The sequence below is a fragment of the Peribacillus sp. NPDC096447 genome (assembly GCF_044762725.1).
Lineage (GTDB): Bacteria > Bacillota > Bacilli > Bacillales > DSM-1321 > Peribacillus.
In genome coordinates this window covers 400,958-417,261 of record NZ_JBIWEV010000003.1, presented here as the reverse complement: position 1 = coordinate 417,261, position 16,304 = coordinate 400,958, and the positions used below count along the sequence as shown (strand labels likewise).

Below are 16,304 nucleotides of genomic sequence, written 5' to 3'. Positions count from 1 at the left end.
TTACTTCGTTTCGTCTTATCATTGTTTAGTATCATTAAGAAAATTAATAAATGCTTTTACTTGTGCCAAATCCATAGAGACATCCCGATAAAAAACCCAAGTTTCTCTAAGCAAATAGCTATTATCGCTTAATACAAGGGGGAAAGTATACAGTGGATCATCATTTTTAATACAGATTTCTGGTAAAATGGCATATCCTAAACCATTAAGAACCAGTTCCTTACATGTTTCAATCCGATCTACCTCCATTGAAATCTTAGGTGGTAACGCAAATGTTTCCTGCCACCAGTTTTCAATAGTATTACTTAACGATTGGTCTGTCTGATAATTAACTCTAGGAAGAAAAGGAAGTTCTTTTAATTCAATTTTTTTACTGGAGGCAATACAAATCTTTTCTTCTTGAAATAACACTTTATTTTCCTGCCATTTGTAAGGACCTCTAACTATCCCGAGATGTGCTTCTTCTTTTTGAAGCATTTGATGAATTTGAGAACTCCATCCAGTTTTCAAACTGATTTCAACCTCTGGATATAGGGTTAGAAATTCTTTTAATAATACTGGTAGTTTATATCGGGCAAACAAGCCAGATACACCCAATCGCAAAGTTCCTTTTACTTTTTTATCCAAATTTGAAATGTGTTCTTTTGCAGCTCCTAATTGCTTACGCATATTTTTCGAATATTGAACGAGGTATTCCCCTTCAACTGTAAACTCGACACCTCTTTTGCCTCTAGAGATTAAATTTGTTTTGAACTCTTTTTCCAGCTGTTTTATACGATAGGATAAAGCTGGCTGAGAAATAAATAGTCGTTGTGCTGCCTTTGTTATATTTCTTTCTTCGTAAAGAGTAATTAATATAAGCCAATCTTTTTCATCCATAAAATTTTTCTCCTTTAACCATAAAAAATATTTATGGGTAATTATAAATAATGATAATTTATTTGATTTCTAAAAGTATAATACAACTAATGAAAAAAGAAATCTATCTTTTTATGTAAATCAACAGACTCACTATAGTTTTACGTTTCCAGCGTTCTTTCATAAAATTTTTCTATGGCAATGAATAAAAAAACAATATTATTTTTATTCTTTATTTTCACTTATTATTTACATGAAGAGTTATCACTACTTAACAGGAGGGGTAAAAATGTCAAATACACAAAATTATGATGTAGTTGTAGTAGGGGCAGGAAACGCAGCTTTATGTGCCGCAATCTCAGCAAAAGAGGGTGGTGCTAGAGTTCTTGTATTAGAACGGGGACCAGTGGAAAAGCGTGGAGGGAACTCTTTCTTTACGGATGGGGCCATTCGTGTTGCATACAATAATTTAGACGCAATCAGAAATATAATACCTGAATTAACAGATGAAGAATCCGAGTTAATTGTAATGCCTGAATACACGGAATCCGATTATTACAATGATCTAATGCGAGTAACAGGTGGACAAAGTAATCCAGAGTTAGCAAAACAGCTGGTTTCTAGATCGTATGAAACAATTAAGTGGATGCGTGATCAGGGAATAAAATTTGAATTGAATTATGAAAATCAATCCTTCGTACAAGATGGCAAGCGCAATTTCTGGGGAGGACTGCCTATCAAAACGGAGGATAAAGGCGTTGGCTTAATGAGACAGCTCTTCGCGCGGACAGAAGAAATCGGCATCGACGTTTGGTACGATTCACGTGCTGTGGAGCTTATATCAGAGTATGACACAATAACCGGTGTCGTTGTTGAGAAGGATCATACAATGGTAACTGTTCAGACATCCGGTGTGATTTTGGCTTGTGGGGGCTTTGAAGCCAATAAGAAAATGAGAAGTGAAAATATTGGTGAAGAATGGGAAGCGGCTATTGTTCGTGGAACCGAGTTCAACACAGGAGACGGCATTTCCATGGCTATGGCAGTGGGTGCTCAAAAATTTGGGCAGTGGTCTGGATGTCATTCTATTGGGACAGATTATAATGCGCCAAAAGTAGGGGACTTCACGAAGCCGGGAGATATATTTAAAAAGCATTCTTATCCGTACAGCGTCATGCTTAATAATGAAGGGAAACGGTTTGTTGATGAAGGAGCAGATTTACGAAATTACACCTATGCCAAATACGGCCGTGAGGTATTAAAACAGCCTGGACATGTAGCATATCAAATTTATGATGCACAGGTACGCCCGATGCTGCGTAAAGAATATGACCTTGAAGAAGCGACTATTTATAAAGCAGATACGCTTGAAGAGTTGGCTAGTTTACTGCCGGTCAATCAAACACAATTTCTTAAAACGATCGAAGAGTATAACAGTGCGGTACAAGATGGCGAGTATAGACCCGCAGAGAAAGATGGCAAAGGGACGAAAGGAATTACTCCTCCTAAATCCAACTGGGCACTTCGAATTGAGCAAGGTCCATTCTATGCTTTTCCTGTAACGTGCGGAATCACCTTCTCGTTCGGTGGCTTGCATGTAGATGAAACGGGTCATGTGTTAGACAAAGAAGAACAACCGATAAAAGGTCTCTTTGCGGCTGGTGAAATGATTGGGGGGATTTTTTATGAAAACTATCCTGGTGGATCCGGGTTAATGTCTGGAGCAGTCTTTGGAAAATTAGCTGGTTCATCCGCAGCCCACTATACTCAAGATAAGGTTGAAACGATCCAATAATCACTGAGTCTTTTCCTTGAATGGTTTATTAGAAAAGAATGAGTCAAAAAAATGATAGGGATACGTGAAGTAGAAGAATGAAAAATAGCCAAGGCTTAAAAAAGTCCTTGGCTGTTTGGTATTTTAAAATATTAAAAATCTATATGTTGATATTTTTCCCTAAATAAGGAAGATATAAAGCAATTAGCTTTCTTTGTATATTTACTCTAGTTACTATGAAAACCTGGATTAAGTATCTATACCCAAATTTGTATAAGAGTTTTAGCTTTCCTAGGTTTTCTATTCTCTTTCCTAGATTATTAGTGAATTTTGAAGGCATTGTTTTGGTTAAATACATTAAAGTCTGGGCTCTATTGAATACTCACTTATACAAAACAAGGATCATTGAAGTAAACAATTTCAGAAAGAATTTTATTACCTTTAATATTTTCTTTTAAAAAGACTGTGATGACCCACATTTGAATTCTCCAATTAATAAATAAATTTTTGTGCTGAAATGAATTCAAATTAAGCTAATTGATAGGAAAGATCATAATTTTTTTTCGTGTACACGTATCCCTCCAAAATGATTCTTGCTGTGCGTACCACTTTAATGGCGCGTATGTGTCCTGCCAAGAAATCAACCTTTGTTTCCATTATCCCGGCCGGGTGGGCTAAACGAAAAATTTCCTGCTTAATGTTCACCATCTCAGATAAAACCGTTTCCTGTAAGTAAGCCCCTGCTGTTGCACAGATGGCTCCTGTAATAGCAAGCGCTTGATGGGGCTTTTGCATGGACATCATTCGGATCATCAAATCCATTTCTGACGCTTTTCTTTCCGATCCGTTTAGATCGACGTAATCCATAGGAGGAGCAATTAGGGTCATTTTAGGCACAGCAGGAGATTTCACAGTAGCTGATTTCTTATCGGAAAATTTACACATTTCAGCTGCAATTGACCGAATTTCTTCCAGTTCATTTAATTTTTCCTGTGAATAATCAGTAGGCAACTCGCTCCCGCTTAGACCAATATCCTGTGCCCTTACAAAAACGAGTGGATTGGCAACATCAATAATTGAAACTTGAATCAGTCGATCCTTGGTTTTTATCATGTCAATCGGGTTTCCTGTAGGGAAAAGTTTTCCTGTAACTGCTCCTTCTGCACGAGTAAAAGAAAGATAGATAGGTGATCCTTTACCAGGAACCCCAGGAATTGAACAGCATCCTTCTGATTTCACTTGTCCATTTTCAACCTCTACTTCTGCAATAATCAATTTTTGTGTATTCACGTTAAAAATTTTCACCGTTGTAACAGGTTCTTTCGCAGGGACTAATCCTTGCTCAATTGCGTATGGTCCTACAGCAGATGAAATATTCCCACAATTTCCTTTAAAATCAACCATTTGATTATCGATGCTAATCTGAGCAAATGTATATTCCACATCGAATTCTGGTGAATCTGATTTTTTGATAATCGCTGCTTTACTTGTCAATGAATTCGCTCCTCCAAGACCATCAATCTGTCTCCGATCAGGACTGCCCATCACGTCAAGTAAGAAACCTTCCCAGTGTGAGGGATTCGAAGGCATATGTTCAAAGTTAAGGAACACACCTTTACTTGTCCCGCCGCGCATTACAACTACTGGCACTTTCATTGTATAACCACCCTTTTTCAATCAATATTTAAAGACTACCGGTTCCTTTGAAAATATAGTATGATAAGTTCAATCATAAGTAAAATACATATTTTTTTAATAAAAATGATAAAAAAACTTATAATCAAAAAGTGGGAGATGGTTAAGTGGACGAAAAAGATTGGATTGCGATAAGGGTACTATATGAAGAAAAAAACATTAGCCGTGCCGCAGAGCGTTTATATATATCCCAGCCGGCGTTAACGTACCGGCTTAAAAATTTGGAAAAAGAATTTAGCACGAACTTATTTTTCAAAATAAAAGGAGGAATTGAGTTCACTTCAGAAGGGATACATTTAGCGGGCTATGCGGAAGAAATGGTGAAAAAGTTGCAAAAAACGAAAGATTATATGCTGAATATGAAAAATGAGGTAAGAGGAACGTTAAGGCTTGGCGTTTCCAGCAACTTTGCCCAATATAAACTACCAGAAATATTGAAAAAGTTTTCAACACAATATCCTCATGTACAATTTAATGTGAATACAGGCTGGAGTACTGAAATCATGCATCTTCTGGATTCCTCTAGTGTTCAATTAGGCATTCTGCGTGGAAATTATGAATGGTATGGAATCAAATCGCTACTGCATAAAGAAAGACTTTGTTTAATTTCTAAGAAAGAGGTAGACTTGGATAATTTACCAGATGTTCCATTCATAAATTATAAAACCGACAGTTCTTTAAAAAACTTAATAAATGGCTGGTGGCATGATAGATTCCCGGAGCCACCATTCGTAACTATGGAAACAGATCGGCAGGAGACGTGCAAAGAGATGGTCAAAAATGATCTTGGTGTTTCTATTCTGCCAGAAATATGCCTGCAGCCTTCAGATAATTTGCATACATACGGGTTATCCTACAAAAATGGGAAGCCGGTGTTAAGAAATACATGGTTAATGTACAACCAGGATTCTTTAAAACTCTCTACTGTGAAAAACTTTATTGATTTCTTGAATAAAAATTCCAATCTTTAACGAAAAAGCACAATGAAATTATTGCCAATTTCATTGTGCTTTTTTGATTTATCAATTTAATATAAAATGGATTATAAGTTTTTTTTTCGAAAAAGTAAAAAAAATATGTATTTCACTTATTTAATGATATGAACTATTCTAAAAATAGAAAACAAAGCAACAGGAAAAAGAAAATAATATGTAATATTTATTAGCTATTCACACTTTTTATCTGATTTGTAAGCGGTTTCTTTATGGGAGGGGATTCATATTCTAACGTTACTTGGAATTTCAATGGTCGTTGTCTTTACTTATTTAATCATGTCTAAACGGTTATCGCCTGTTACTTCTCTTGTAGTCATTCCAATTATCTTTGCATTAATTGGCGGATTTGGTCCAGAGCTCGGAGATATGATGCTGGATGGAATAAAGGTTGTCGCACCTTCAGCCGCTTTGCTATTGTTTGCTATTCTGTTTTTCGGAGTTCTGATTGACGCTGGATTATTTGATCCACTTATTAAAACTATGTTAAAAATCGTAAAAGGGGATCCGGTTAAAATAGCGATAGGAACAGCAGTAATCGCAATGACCGTTGCCTTAGATGGTGATGGTACCACGACTCATATGATTACGATTTCCGCTATGCTGCCTCTTTACTTACGACTTGGTATGAATCCACTTATACTTGCCACTATTTCTATGCTGGCTGTCAGTATTATGAGTGGTATGACTCCTTGGGGAGGACCTGCAACAAGAGCAATAGCATCTTTAGGTTTGGATGCAAATGAATTCTTTGTCCCGATTATCCCTACACTATTCGCAGGAATAGCTGCTATTCTTTTTACCGCTTATGTACTTGGGAAAAAAGAGCGCAAAAGGCTTGGCGTTGTTTATATCAAAGCTGCACCTGAAATGAAAGGGGCTCTTGCTGAAGCAGCGGTAGCTTCCGCCATCCAAGACGATTTAAAGCGCCCTAAATTAATATGGGTCAATCTTTTGTTGACGTTGACAGTCATGGTCGTTCTTGTAATGGGCTTAGTACCGGTACCGGTGTTGTTTCTAATTGGGTTTGTGCTTGCTTCGGTCATTAATTACCCTAATTTAGAACAGCAAAAAGAGCGAATCGTGTCACATGCAGGAAACGCTATAACCGTTGTCACATTAGTATTTGCGGCTGGTATTTTCACAGGGATCTTTTCCGGAACGAAAATGGTAGACGCCATTGCAAATTCATTAGTGGCCATCATTCCGGATTCTTTAGGCTCTTTTTTACCGATGGTCGTTGCATTCACCAGCATGCCATTTACGTTCGTTTTATCCAATGATGCTTACTATTTTGGTGTGTTGCCAATTCTTGCCGAAGCAGGAGAAGCTTATGGAGTGAGTCCTTTAGAAATTGCCAGAGCTTCCGTACTGGGCCAGCCTGTGCATTTCTTAAGTCCACTTGTGGCATCGACTCTTTTACTAGTAGGGATGGTAAAGACAGATATCGGGGAACTACAGCGGTATGCATTAAAATGGGCTCTATTTTGTTCATTAGCCCTTATCATTGTTGCTTTCTTGACAGGGGCTATTATTTAAGAATAATGTTATCTAATAAAATCTTCGAATTTAAACAAAGTAGGGCTGCGCCAAAACCCAATTATTTTTAGTGGTTTTGGCGCAGCCCATTCTTTTATTTAATTCCAGAAGTAATGATTTTTACGATTTTTTTCGCCAGGTTCATAACCGTGTATAGACGAGTATCATTTAGAAATTGCATCGTTGGCAGCGGATCTATATAATTTACCATTCCTATAATATGATAGTCTCCCACTTCGGGCAATACTTTTTTTAAAGCTTTTCCTGGGACAAGAGGTCCATCCTTCAAGAAAACATAACCGACCTGGTTTTGATCCCCTAAACAAGCATCCACACTAAAAATAAGAGGCTTTTTGAATTGTTTTTTAATTTCTTTCAACGTGTCTTTTAAATTAAATGCATGAACGGGATTTTCCAAGGTACCGTAAACACGATAAGGCACCGTGTGTTCTTTTAGCATCGTCCCGACTAAAGGGCCCAATGAATCCCCAACCGATCGATCTGAACCAATACACAGAAAGATTACATCTTCATTTTGACATCCTGATGATTGAATAATCTCTTTGACTTTTAATGCTAAACTGTTTATTTCTTCGCCTTTTGGTTCCACAGAACAAATCTGCTCCTCTTCTTGTAAATTAGACTCATTTGATTCCCCTTTATTCTATTATACGAATTAAAAAGATATCATGCATGTAAATCTAAGCGTATGCTTGTGAATCAATAATTAGTATGTAACACTCTGAAAAAAGGCAGTAATTCAAAACATGCCCTTTAATTTATTTGGCGAGGAAGTGGGGTAGGTTTACAACCAGAATATTTCTAGATCAATTATATGGCATGTCTTAGCCGTTCCACTTTCAAAAATTTTATTAGATTTGAATAGAATTAATCGGGTTAACTAGTTTGTCATAGTGTATCTCTTATATTTACAAACTATTAATAAGCTTTAATATTCTGCATCGGTCTTTTTATGACAAAATACTTAGTTTTTTCTCCATTTTTGACTCATACCATCAATTTCCACCCTTTACATGTTATAAATGTCGTTATAACCTCTTTAGGTTTCGTATAAACCGTGACTTTTGGTTTATCTTTCATGTGAAGGAATAAAATCACATGGGTTTAACAGAGCATTTAAAAAGGTCTGTTAATTTTAAGGGTAGAGTTTGCTATAAGGAATATAGCATCCCTCAAAAAGATTTTTTGGAGGTAATGTTGATGAAATTTAGCAATAGCGGTTTAAACAGACGTAATTTCTTAAAAGTTGGCGGAATGAGTACTTTAGCATTAACACTTGGTTCAACCGGGGTATTTTCTCTTGCAGGTGCTACAAAAGGATTTGCAGCGGAATCCAGCAATCCCGCAAGTGGATTTGGTGGCTATGGCCCACTAGTAAAAGATCCAAATGGAGTTCTTGATCTGCCAAGGGGATTTCATTACAAAATGCTTTCACGAACTGGTGATGTCATGCCTAATGGTGACCTTGTCCCTTCTGCTCACGATGGAATGGCTGCCTATAAAGGAGAGAAGGGTACAACCATTCTTGTAAGAAACCATGAAAATGGGACAAATTCAGATTACCCTGTAAACGGAAAAAAACCTTGGAGTGCTGGTGCTGCCGGCGGCACAACCACATTAATCGTTGGACAAAATAACAAGGTCATTGATCAGTATGTATCAAGTTCAGGTACAATCCGTAACTGTGCGGGTGGAGCTACGACTTGGGGCACTTGGTTAACAATGGAAGAAACTCGTGATATGGGACATGGCTTTGTATTTGAAGTAAATCCGCTTGAACCTGAAAACGAAATGTCAAGAACACCGATCCGTGATATGGGTTATTTCTCCCATGAAGCTGGGCATGTTGACCCTTCAACAGGAATTTGGTATTTAACCGAAGACGCAAGTCCAAGCTTCTTGTACCGCTTTACACCACATGACCGAAGTCAAAAGCTAGGTTCTCTGCAAAAGGGCGGTATCCTTGAAGCAGCAGCGATTGATGAATTACCGGCTGCAGCTGCAAGTCAATTTAGTACTAGACAAAAATTCGGGATTGTTTGGAAAAAATTAAATCCTGAAATCGCACAGCAAGATGCTAAGGATAAAGGCTGTATTCAGTTTAGCCGCTTAGAAGGGGCTTATTTTTCTGAAGGTACTTTATGGTTTGATGATACAAGTGCAGGTTCAGCACGCCTTGGCCGTGTTTATCGCTACACGCCAGCGACAAACACCTTAGAACTATTCTATGAGTCTACTGATAAAAATGATTTAGAAGCACCGGATAACATTACAATCACTCCTTGGGGAGATCTTTGGATTGCCGAAGATGGTGGCGGTAATGATCGTATTGTCGGATTAACTCCTGAAGGAAATATTTATACTTTCGCTGAAAATATGATGAACGGTTCTGAATTTGCTGGCCCTACATTTTCTCCAGATGGAAATACTTTCTTTGTAAATATGCAAACACCAGGTATCACCTTCGCGATTTGGGGACCATTTGCACGCAGAAATTCTACCCGTAGACGAGCTATGAACCAGGCTCTACCGCCAGCAGGTCTTGCCCCTGTTGTTTCGGATAAACTTACTGCATTCGCAGAAGAACAAGGCATGTCTATATTAGAAGCAGCAGCTTTAGAGCGTCATGGTATGCCAATTTTATAAGTAATGAACGCATTTTTTGAGTACTTTCAAAGCATCATGGTAGGAGGTGAGACGTTTGTTATCTAGTATCGGCATCCCTGGCCTAATTCTAATTCTAGTCATTGCGTTAATCATTTTTGGTCCTTCTAAATTACCCGAAATTGGAAGGGCTTTTGGAAACACTTTAAAAGAATTTAAAAAAGCAACAAATGATTTGATCAGTACTGACAAAGAAGAAAAAACTAACTCTGAAGAAAAAAATAAACTAGTAGATCTTGAGAAATCCGAAAAGACTGGAAATTAAATAACTTGTTTTACTATTTATAGAGTAAGTGTTTGGAGGAAATAGTATGAAAAAAATGGGGAAGATATTTTTGACGGGCTGCTTTTCGCTGGCGATGGCTGCCGCTTTTGTCGCAAAGCCCGTTACGGCAGATGCGGAGGAAAAGCTCAAGGAGGGAGAGAAGTTTAAACTCACCATTCTCCAGACGAATGACTTTCATGGTCATCTGGATGACATCGTCACGCTGGATGATGGAACTCTACATCACAATTCTATTGCGAAGTATGCCACCATCATTGAAAATGTGCGCAATGAAGAGGAGAATGTGCTTCTAGTCGATGGCGGGGATGTCTTCCTGCGCGGGGAGTTTCAGGCGGGTCAAGGAGAGTTGGAGACGTCTCTTTTGAAAGCTTTGGACTATGATGCGATGGCTCTAGGAAACAACGACTTCCGTGTTTACCCTGCCGGGGAGGGCACACCGGACAGCCGTTATGAACAGTTAAAGGATTACCACCGCAACGTGAATTTCCCCATCCTCACTGGTAATGTAATTGACAGGGAAACAGGAAAGTACATTCAGAATGTAAAACCTTGGAAAAGTTTTGCTTTCAATGGCGTTAAAGTCGGCATGATCGGCCTTACATCGATGAAGCCGGAAATTCGCGGTTGGGATGATGTTGAAGACCTCGATTTCATCGAACCGGTTGAAGCGTTGAATGCGTTGCTTCCTGAAGTGAGTGAAAAGTCAGACGTTAAGATTGTCCTTTCGCATGCCGGAAATCCTGAAGACCATAAGCTGGCTCAGGTTCCCGGAGTTTCAGCGGTAATCGGGGCAGATACACACAAGGTCATCGAAACTCCCGAATATGAATTCAACGGAGAGGTGATGGTGCCAATTACTCAAGCTGGAGGAGAACAAGAACATTATTTGGGCCGCCTGAATTTGACTTTTGAAGTCGTTGACGCCAAAATGACTTTGATCAATTCCGATGGATTCCTCTACGACGTCACAAATGTTCCGGCAGATCCGGAGATACAAGCGATTATAGACGATTATCGTGCAGATTTGAAAGCGCAATAATCAAGTCTTCATAATGCTATGAGGAAAGGACAAAGCGAGGTTATTCGCTTTGTCCTTTCTATATTAATGATAAGTAAAGACTGCAAGGGGCTGTCCAGAAAGTCGGTGAAAACTAACTGGCTGGTTGCCTTTTAATTTTTGCTCATTTCCTGCCATTTCCACTGACGAGAGTTGAGCTTAGTGTAGAGTTTATCTGATTAGTTTAACTTAATTCCTCTAATTGATGTGCTAAAAAGGATCGATAGGGAACAAAGCATTTGTTATGCCATTGAGATTGCGAAGAATTTCACTTAAATTACCATGAAAATAACCTTCAGTAACTGATAAAAAAGACAATAATAAGAACGCCCCATCCCATTCCGAAAATAATGGAACCAATAAAAATATTCTTTAACTAAAGAATCAATAGGCTTTTATTCACTATATAAGTTCCTAAATAAAAGCGGTAAAAAATAATTTATTCCTTTTCCATTTGTGTAGACGGTGTAGCCTTTTTTATTTGCTGAAAATCGTTTGAAAGAGTACTAATGAGTTCATTCACCAAGTTTCATTATATAGCTATAAATTGATTTTAAACAATTCTCGATATCCATAAATAACCAGTTATTTTTTAACCGCTGATGGTCATTATAAATAAAGAAGAAGGGGCTACTGATTACGTATGATTCACATCATATAGTAAATGAGGTGTTAGTTAAAGACGTTTAACTTAACTACAGGTAGCTTCATTAAAAAATCGATTCGAGCAAGGAGATGGTTCGCTTGCACGTAAAAGCAGAAAACTCATTCAATAATTGTCATTTATGCTTTGAAAGTTGATAAAACTTTTAAGATATAGGGGATGGTTGCTTTGGATGGAAAACTCTAGTCAGATACCCGTATTTACTCTAATGTAGATGAGGTGTTTATCGCAGAGAATTTATGCTGATTCGAAATGAAGCAAACCCCTTTTTCAGACAGGGTGCAACTTTCCGTTGCATCCTGTTTTTATGTAATTTCTTGTTATCACTAGCGTGAGCCACTTTATTTATATCCCCTTTACTTGTATATTTTTTCATTTTTACCGTAACCTGTGCTGTTATAAATAAAAGCGCCCAATAAGGAAAAGCATATGGGTAACAAGATGATAAAAAAATAATACACTATTATCGGAGAAGACATAAATCAAACAAGAAGGATGGGATCCTGATGGTTGATGAAAATATACAAAAAAACAAACGGGAACAATGGAAAAAGCAAGTTATGAATAATCTGAAGAGGGAAGCTGTCAAAAATATCATAGCAGGAATGGGAGACCTAGCAAGATTAGATGCTAAAGTCAATAATACTTACACTGTATACATCAAGGATGGAAGGCTGATAAAGCAACCTACAAATGGGAAGTGTGTTGTCATTAATGGAAAAATCCAAGATTAACTGAGAAGGGTTAGGGAAAACATTAAGTGATTTTTTGGTAATTTAACTCCAGCTCTCTTCTATATCCAATTTTTAATAAAGAAATAATGAATAGAAATCACTGCGATTTGCCAGGACTGCTACAATTGTTATAAGCCGATTTCTATTCCATTGCGCTCTTTGCTCCAGATATACTAAGCACGGTCTGCTTTGCTAAGGCATTAAGAACCACTCTAGCCGTCATTGTTGTTTTGATGATTTATTTCCCCGGGTTTTAGCATTGGCCGAAGAGCAGTATTGGGATTGCTCTTTGCAGTACTTACGACAACTGTCTGGTATCGATCGGTAATCACGGTTACAACCTTAATTGTTATGCTTATTGACCATATCATCGGGAAGAATGATTGTGTTTTGCAAAACGATACGAGCAGCATAAGCAAATAAGGAATGTAAGGTCATCAAACTTGTTGCCATTTGGACATAGGGTATATAACAACATATAATATGATATAGAAAGAGGGGGAGATATTCCCTCTTTTTTAATTCATCCAAAAAACTGTAATTGAATTGAATGACATTGTGAGAAACTCAGTATTGAATATGTTTTTTGGAATAAATTCCTTTTCAACAAATAGTTTGATCGAATCGAAAATCTTTTCTTACTTTTAAGCAAATATTTTTATATAACACATTTGATTTCCATTTCAATCATTCATTTTTAATATCTTTTAAATGACCGGAACGTACCACTTTAGTTTTTAAATATTTTTCATTAAACTCGGAAATATCTCCCCATAACGGAACTCTGCCTGCAACGTTGGCACCTGAGTTTTGAAGAGCTTCTAATTTTCTCGGATTGTTGGTGATAAGAGTCACTGGATTAGAGCGCAGTTTTTTTAACACTCGAATGGCGTCATCATAGTTACGTGCATCATCCACAAATCCAAGCTCCAAATTCGCTTCCACCGTATCCAATCCCTTTTCTTGTAGAACATAAGCCATGGCTTTACTAAATAATCCGATGCCTCTTCCTTCGTGATTCGCTAAATAAAATAAAGCTCCGGATCCTTGAGATGCAATCATTTTCATAGCCTGCTTTAATTGAAAGCCACAATCACAGCGTTTGCTGCCAAATATATCCCCAGTATGACAAATACTATGCATCCGGATAAGGGCATCGGAGGAGCTTTGAAAATCTCCATACAGTAACACACTTGATTGCTGCATTTCCGCTAAGTTGGAAGAGGCTAAAGTTTCAATGATCTTTTCTATATTATAAGTACCGTCACCACAAAAATGCCCCGCCATATTCTCACATCGTAACCAGCAATACCACTGGAATATAATTGTTTCGCCCTCTAAGTTAACGGGTAATTTGATTGGGCCGACTAAATAAATGGATGTTTCATCACTTTTAATAACGTTAATTTTATCTTCTAATATCAAAGCCACTTTTTCATTAATCATATAAACTTCCTCCCGAAACTTCTAATAATACGATAACGTTTACTAGTTCATTTCATATTGTACCCAATCCACTCTTTTGTGAATCTTTTATAAATAGAAAAAAACTCCAAATTTACTAATGCAAAAAAAAGTTCCCTTTTTGGTGATGGAAAACTTCATATCCATATACTCTAAAATTTAACAAGAACCTTACAACAACCTCAATAACGCAAAATTACAGTTTTCACCCACTATTTTACATTTAATTTATTTTCAAGGGTTAGATAGTGAAATTTGTTTATTGAATTTACATATAATCGAAGGGAAATGGATTTATTCGGTACATGATGATAGTTGAAATTGGAAAACCTTTCCTGTAACATATAATAAGAATCATATAATAGGAGGTTGCGCATTGGTTTTACAAATTAAAGAAGTTACGAAAAGATTCGGGGATTTCACTGCTGTCAACCAGCTTGATTTAACTATCCCCGAAAAAGAAATGTTCGGCTTTTTAGGCGGGAACGGAGCGGGGAAAACGACCACGTTCCGGATGATACTTGGCCTGCTTGACCCCACTGAAGGGGAAGTAATCTGGAATGGTAAGAAAATCGATTATACGACCAGTTCCTTGATTGGCTATCTTCCTGAGGAACGCGGACTATATCCAAAACTGAAGGTACGCGATCAAATTGTGTATTTGGCTAGATTAAGAGGGATGAACAAACGGGATGCTTTGAAAGAATTGGAGTATTGGCTGGACCGCTTTATGGTACCCGAGTATATCGATAAGCGAGTTGAAGAGCTTTCAAAGGGAAATCAACAAAAAATCCAGCTGATTGCATCCATGATCCATAAACCTGAATTGCTTATCCTTGACGAACCCTTCAGCGGTCTGGATCCAGTGAATGTGGAAATCCTGAAGAAAGCTGTCATTGACTTAAGGGACAGCGGCACGACGATCGTTTTCTCGAGCCATCGCATGGAGCATGTCGAGGAGATGTGCGAGCATCTTTGCATCATGCATAAAGGTTCCCCTGTTGTGGCTGGAAAGTTAAAAGAAATCAAACGTTCTTTTGGTAAAAAGAATGTCTCAATTAAAGCAGATTTTGATCTATCTTTCTTGGATAATTATTCAGGTGTAACAAAAGTCAAGAACACGATGGAAGGGAAAATTCTTCAAGTTACTGGTGAAGATGTGGCTGAGAACATGCTACGTGATCTTGTTCCAAGAGGTTTCGTCCGGAAATTCGAATTGGAAGAACCATCGCTGACGGATATTTTCATTGAAAAAGTAGGTGCCGTCTATGAATAAATTTTGGATTGTCCTTTCCCATACATACCTATCAAAATTAAAGACGAAATCCTTTATCATTTCTACAATCATTATGATGGCACTGATTCTCGTTCTTTCGAATCTTTCGAATCTTATTGATAAATTCGACAGTGATGAAAAGGAAAAGGTTGCCGTCATCGATCAGACTGAAGGCAGCTTATTTGATCCTTATAAAAAAGCGGTAGCAGGTGTGAACGATGACCTATCGATAATATCCGCCCAGGATGAAAAGGAAACGGAGGAAATGGTCAGCGCGGAAGAAATCGTTGGGTATTTGTTAATCGAAAAGGATGAAACTCTCGGCTTCAAGGGAACGTATAAAGCGAATCAAATTTCAGATTCTGCGGTAAGTAATGATTTGCTTTTAGCGCTAACCCAATTGAAGGGGCAAATAACCGCGAAGGAATTGAATTTGACAGAGCAGCAAATCGCTCAATTGAATACGCCGCCAGCATTTGATACGATTGCGCTTCAGAAAAATGCAAAGACGGAAGAGGATCTCAATCAAGCACGAGGTCTCGTGTATGTTCTCCTATTCGTGATTTACTTCGGTGTGTTGATGTATGCAACGATGATTGCAATGGAAGTAGCTACTGAGAAAACATCACGAGTCATGGAAATCCTAATTTCAAGTGTCCCGCCAGTCACACAGATGTTTGCCAAAATAATGGGTGTTGCTTTACTTAGTCTTACTCAAATGGTTTTATTTTTTGGGGTGGGCTATTTCTCGATTAAACAAAACTTGACGGGTATGGATGAAGGATTCTTTTCCTTTTTCGGTTTCGGCAGCACCGATATCTCAACGATCATTTATGCAATCATCTTCGCTTTGCTTGGGTATTTTCTGTACGCGACTCTTGCGGCATGCCTTGGATCCGTTGTCAGCAAAATTGAAGATGTCCAGCAAATGATTTCACCGATGACCATGTTGGTTGTCATCGCCTTCATGATTGCGATGTTTGGACTGGGGAATCCGTCAGCCAGTTATATTATGATCACATCATTCATTCCATTTTTCACGCCTATGATCATGTTCTTGCGTGTAGGGATGCTTGAAGTTCCATTCTGGGAAATCGCCATCAGCATTGCAGTCTTGATCTTAACGATTGTTTTACTTGGAATAATCGGAGCAAAAATCTATCGGGGTGGTGTCTTGATGTATGGAAGCTCAAAATCACTGAAAAGCATCAAGAATGCCTTGCAATTATCCAAGAAAAATTAACATGAAACCTGGATCCTTCATTCCTGTTGGAGGTATT

The 16,304-nt window shown here is 37.9% G+C and carries 13 protein-coding genes; 9 read left to right on the top strand and 4 right to left on the bottom strand.

The window, feature by feature from the left end; all coding sequences use genetic code 11:
• Positions 1–18: 18 nt before the first annotated feature.
• Positions 19–879 (bottom strand): LysR family transcriptional regulator, encoded by an 861-nt coding sequence (locus ACIQZD_RS13220; protein ID WP_402903116.1) that lies wholly within the window; start codon positions 877–879, stop codon positions 19–21.
• A gap of 268 nt (positions 880–1,147) precedes the next feature.
• Between ACIQZD_RS13220 and tcuA the strand changes: the two genes are divergently transcribed.
• Complete coding sequence (gene tcuA, locus ACIQZD_RS13215) at positions 1,148–2,653, top strand: FAD-dependent tricarballylate dehydrogenase TcuA (RefSeq protein WP_402903113.1); 1,506 nt, start codon at positions 1,148–1,150, stop codon at positions 2,651–2,653.
• A 507-nt stretch (positions 2,654–3,160) separates the two neighbouring features.
• On the opposite strand, the gene ACIQZD_RS13210 is transcribed toward tcuA, so the two are convergent.
• A complete protein-coding gene (locus ACIQZD_RS13210) occupies positions 3,161–4,288 on the bottom strand; it encodes a 2-methylaconitate cis-trans isomerase PrpF family protein (RefSeq protein ID WP_402903110.1) in 1,128 nt (375 codons plus the stop codon).
• Between the two features lie 146 nt (positions 4,289–4,434).
• On the opposite strand from ACIQZD_RS13210, the gene ACIQZD_RS13205 reads away from it, so the two are divergent.
• Positions 4,435–5,298 (top strand): LysR family transcriptional regulator, encoded by an 864-nt coding sequence (locus ACIQZD_RS13205; protein WP_402903107.1) that lies wholly within the window; start codon positions 4,435–4,437, stop codon positions 5,296–5,298.
• A 249-nt stretch (positions 5,299–5,547) separates the two neighbouring features.
• Positions 5,548–6,858 (top strand): CitMHS family transporter, encoded by a 1,311-nt coding sequence (locus tag ACIQZD_RS13200; RefSeq protein ID WP_402903745.1) that lies wholly within the window; start codon positions 5,548–5,550, stop codon positions 6,856–6,858.
• A 94-nt stretch (positions 6,859–6,952) separates the two neighbouring features.
• Here the strand turns inward: ACIQZD_RS13200 and yyaC are convergent, their stop codons facing one another.
• The gene (gene yyaC / locus ACIQZD_RS13195) at positions 6,953–7,468 is read right to left on the bottom strand and encodes a spore protease YyaC (protein ID WP_402903104.1); all 516 of its coding nucleotides are present in this window, start codon (positions 7,466–7,468) and stop codon (positions 6,953–6,955) included.
• Positions 7,469–8,079: 611 nt separating this feature from the next.
• Here yyaC and ACIQZD_RS13190 point away from each other — a divergent pair.
• The 4 genes from ACIQZD_RS13190 (at position 8,080) to ACIQZD_RS13175 (ending at position 12,284) form a co-directional block, all read left to right on the top strand.
• Complete coding sequence (locus ACIQZD_RS13190; protein WP_402903102.1) at positions 8,080–9,525, top strand: alkaline phosphatase PhoX; 1,446 nt, start codon at positions 8,080–8,082, stop codon at positions 9,523–9,525.
• 55 nt (positions 9,526–9,580) lie between these two features.
• Entirely contained in the window at positions 9,581–9,808 is a 228-nt protein-coding gene (tatA, locus tag ACIQZD_RS13185; protein WP_402903099.1) for a twin-arginine translocase TatA/TatE family subunit, read from the top strand.
• A gap of 46 nt (positions 9,809–9,854) precedes the next feature.
• Complete coding sequence (locus ACIQZD_RS13180; protein WP_402903094.1) at positions 9,855–10,868, top strand: bifunctional metallophosphatase/5'-nucleotidase; 1,014 nt, start codon at positions 9,855–9,857, stop codon at positions 10,866–10,868.
• A gap of 1,188 nt (positions 10,869–12,056) precedes the next feature.
• Complete coding sequence (locus ACIQZD_RS13175) at positions 12,057–12,284, top strand: hypothetical protein (protein WP_402903090.1); 228 nt, start codon at positions 12,057–12,059, stop codon at positions 12,282–12,284.
• A gap of 687 nt (positions 12,285–12,971) precedes the next feature.
• On the opposite strand, the gene ACIQZD_RS13170 is transcribed toward ACIQZD_RS13175, so the two are convergent.
• Positions 12,972–13,730 (bottom strand): GTP cyclohydrolase II, encoded by a 759-nt coding sequence (locus ACIQZD_RS13170; RefSeq protein ID WP_402903087.1) that lies wholly within the window; start codon positions 13,728–13,730, stop codon positions 12,972–12,974.
• Positions 13,731–14,124: 394 nt separating this feature from the next.
• On the opposite strand from ACIQZD_RS13170, the gene ACIQZD_RS13165 reads away from it, so the two are divergent.
• Together ACIQZD_RS13165 and ACIQZD_RS13160 are read left to right on the top strand one after the other, a co-directional pair.
• Positions 14,125–15,024 (top strand): ABC transporter ATP-binding protein, encoded by a 900-nt coding sequence (locus ACIQZD_RS13165; protein WP_402903084.1) that lies wholly within the window; start codon positions 14,125–14,127, stop codon positions 15,022–15,024.
• Positions 15,017–16,267, top strand: coding sequence for an ABC transporter permease (locus ACIQZD_RS13160; protein WP_402903081.1), 1,251 nt, complete (start codon positions 15,017–15,019; stop codon positions 16,265–16,267). The genes ACIQZD_RS13165 and ACIQZD_RS13160 overlap by 8 nt, the downstream gene beginning before the upstream one ends.
• The last annotated feature ends 37 nt before the right edge of the window (positions 16,268–16,304 follow it).